This is a genomic window from Acinetobacter sp. YH12251 (genome assembly GCF_013417465.1).
Lineage (GTDB): Bacteria > Pseudomonadota > Gammaproteobacteria > Pseudomonadales > Moraxellaceae > Acinetobacter > Acinetobacter amyesii.
Genome location: NZ_VPDZ01000047.1, coordinates 1 through 2662, shown reverse-complemented (window position 1 = coordinate 2662; position 2662 = coordinate 1). Strand labels below are relative to the sequence as shown.

Annotated in this window: 2 protein-coding genes and 2 pseudogenes; 2 read left to right on the top strand and 2 right to left on the bottom strand. The window is 31.7% G+C overall.

Annotation, left to right across the window (positions count from 1 at the left end; all coding sequences use genetic code 11):
* Positions 1-230: 230 nt before the first annotated feature.
* Positions 231-1064, bottom strand: coding sequence for a macro domain-containing protein (locus FTV27_RS16940; RefSeq protein ID WP_019383561.1), 834 nt, complete (start codon positions 1062-1064; stop codon positions 231-233).
* Positions 1064-1621 carry a TIR domain-containing protein gene (locus FTV27_RS16935; protein ID WP_026094005.1) on the bottom strand — a complete coding sequence of 186 codons (558 nt, stop codon included), beginning with the start codon at positions 1619-1621 and terminating at the stop codon, positions 1064-1066. Before FTV27_RS16935 ends, FTV27_RS16940 begins: the two co-directional genes overlap by 1 nt.
* 619 nt (positions 1622-2240) lie before the next feature.
* On the opposite strand from FTV27_RS16935, the pseudogene FTV27_RS16930 reads away from it, so the two are divergent.
* Positions 2241-2596: pseudogene (locus FTV27_RS16930) on the top strand (type II toxin-antitoxin system RelE/ParE family toxin).
* Positions 2589-2662, top strand: a pseudogene (locus FTV27_RS16925) (transcriptional regulator); the annotation flags it as partial. The pseudogenes FTV27_RS16930 and FTV27_RS16925, both read left to right, overlap by 8 nt.

Below are 2662 nucleotides of genomic sequence, written 5' to 3'. Positions count from 1 at the left end.
CGATATTTACAAGTTAGTGAATAGCTTATTGGGATTAGCAACTAAATTTAGTTTAACTTATAAAAATCATGAAACACTGTTCGAATTTTAAGCGTGGAACATGAATAATCAATAAAAAGCCGCTCTGGTGCCTTACTTCCTAGAGCGGCTTAATCTAATATACTGAAATTTAATGATAAATATAAAGTGTTTCATATAAGGTGTATTATGTTAATTTAAGGAAATCTTAATCAAATTCCATTCTTTGTTTCCTGAATATCCAATAAATTTATTTTATTCATTTTTTCAGAGTGAATAACAATAGTTAATTTAGCAGGATGTTTAAATCTCATTTCGCTAATTCTGAATGTCCAAATCATAATTTTTAGTAAGTCCTCATCACTAATTCCCCTATGCTCTTTAATCCTTGTAATACCTGAACCAAATATAGGGACAGAAACACTGCGCTGCCCATAAACTATATTTACTTTGTCCCAGAATGTTATTAGAAATCCTAGATACTCAGGCATGGTTAAATTAGCTCTATTAGAGGAGTCAAATTTAGAAAAAGCAGTCAAAATATAGTCATTATGAACAAATATAGTTCCTATTTTAAACTTCTTTTTCTTTCCAACTAAACGATCTACGTTTTCCTCTAATATTTCATTATCCTCAAAAGGATAGTTATCAATCTCTTGATCAAGAGCACTTATTTCTATATCTAATTTTTTTTGTAAAAAAATTCCATTTAGAGAAACTTCATTAATAATTTTATTATCAACTAAAGTGTCAAAATATTCATTAAAAGCAATTACCTTCAATCCATCTTCTTCAAAAATATCGCCTTCCTTAATACAAACTGTAGTACCTTCAATATCAATTTCAACTGAATTTAATTTATTTGCTTTTCTCCAATCATAGATATAAATAATCACTAAAAATACTAAGAATACTCCACCTAATAAGCCTTGTATCTTTGATGGTATGGGAACAAAAGCAAGTAATAATGTTGCAAAGGCACTGAATAGAGATATTTTTAAAAAAAAGGAATCTCTCAACTTTTTATTAAATATTTTAACTTTCATTATAATTTATAGTCTTTAGATTCTAGAGGTGACTGTACTGTAAATCCTTTGTTTAATAGTGCGTTATGAAGTAAGGACTTATTTAAGGGAACATGTAAAACAGGAATATTTTTTTTAGAGTCCCTGAAAATTGGTAAATTATCCCACAATTGAGTCACTTCATTTTTAAATTGTCCATTTACTGATAAAAGTTCACTGTATGTCGTAAATTCTGGATAAACAACAATAATTGGTAGTTTAAGTACATTCACGCCATAATCAATTTCTTCTCTTAATGCTCTTGAGTTTTTAGTCTTTGAACTTAAAAAAAGAATAATATTTTTTGAATTTCTTAATCTTTCTCTTAATCTAGGTTTTAAGGTTTGCTCCCAATTACTATTATCTCGAACGTTATAAGTCGTTTCATGAGCGTTATAAAATGGAAAACTACCATCTTTTCCTTTCCATGCTTTTAGCATCTGATAATGACAAAAGTCATGTGTAGCATATGCTCCTAATGAAGATGGGTCAAAAGGTTCACTTACATAAAATGCGCTGTAACTATTAATTCTACTCACTTGATTTTCCTTAAATTATTTATATCTTATAATAATGCATTGATTATAAATGACAAGTAATAGAATTAATTCTAAAGATCAAATTGATATATATTTAACATAATGGGCGTTATACGAAGTACACTTGTATATTAATCTAAATATCAACCACTTAATAAAAATAGAAAAATCCAAAAATGACCAAAAAGCCGATTTTGAAACAAGTCGGCTTTTTTATGAGCGGTTTTGATACTTCTTGCCAATAAATTTGACTAAAAAATAGTCAGTTTTGAGGTTTTTCAAATTTTATCAATGCCTCAATGTCCAAAATTATCCACATTTTTTGTGGATAAAATTTAGGCTATTTTGTAAGCCCTGGCTCATACCAATCTCGGCCCTTTGCTGCTATCCGCAATACTGGAAATTTCCTATCATGAAGACATAGAGAGCAGGATGCTCCAGATAAAAAGAATAAGATGAACAACAAGGAACGTGAGATCAGACAGGAGTCAGATCTAAGCGCCAAATATGGAAAGCCCCGGCAGGATACCGGGGTTTTTTATTGCCTATCCTTTCTCATTTGCAAAACAAACATAATGCCCCCTAAAATATAGACTATAATCTATATTCTGGTTGTGGTATGTGGACAGTCATTACGACAGATCTATTTAATCAGTGGCTTGAACAGCAAGATGAACCTACATAAGAGCAGGTCCTAGCTGCCCTGGTTGTTCTACAGCAGCAGGGACCGAGTTTAGGCCGTCCTTTAGTAGATACTGTGTATGAGTCTAAATTTACCAATATGAAAGAACTGCGTGTTCAACATCGCGGTAGACCCTTAAGAGCTTTCTTCGCATTTGATCCCTTACGACAGGCTATTGTTCTATGTATTGCTGATAAAGGCGGTAAAAAGCGTTTTTATAAAGACATGCTGGTATTGCAGATGAACAATACCAACTTCATCTCACTACCCTAGGAGATAAATCTAATGGCTAAGACTCTGCAAGAATTGTTAGCTAGCCGCTCTCCAGAGAGCCAAGCCCGTATTCAAAAAATGGCTGA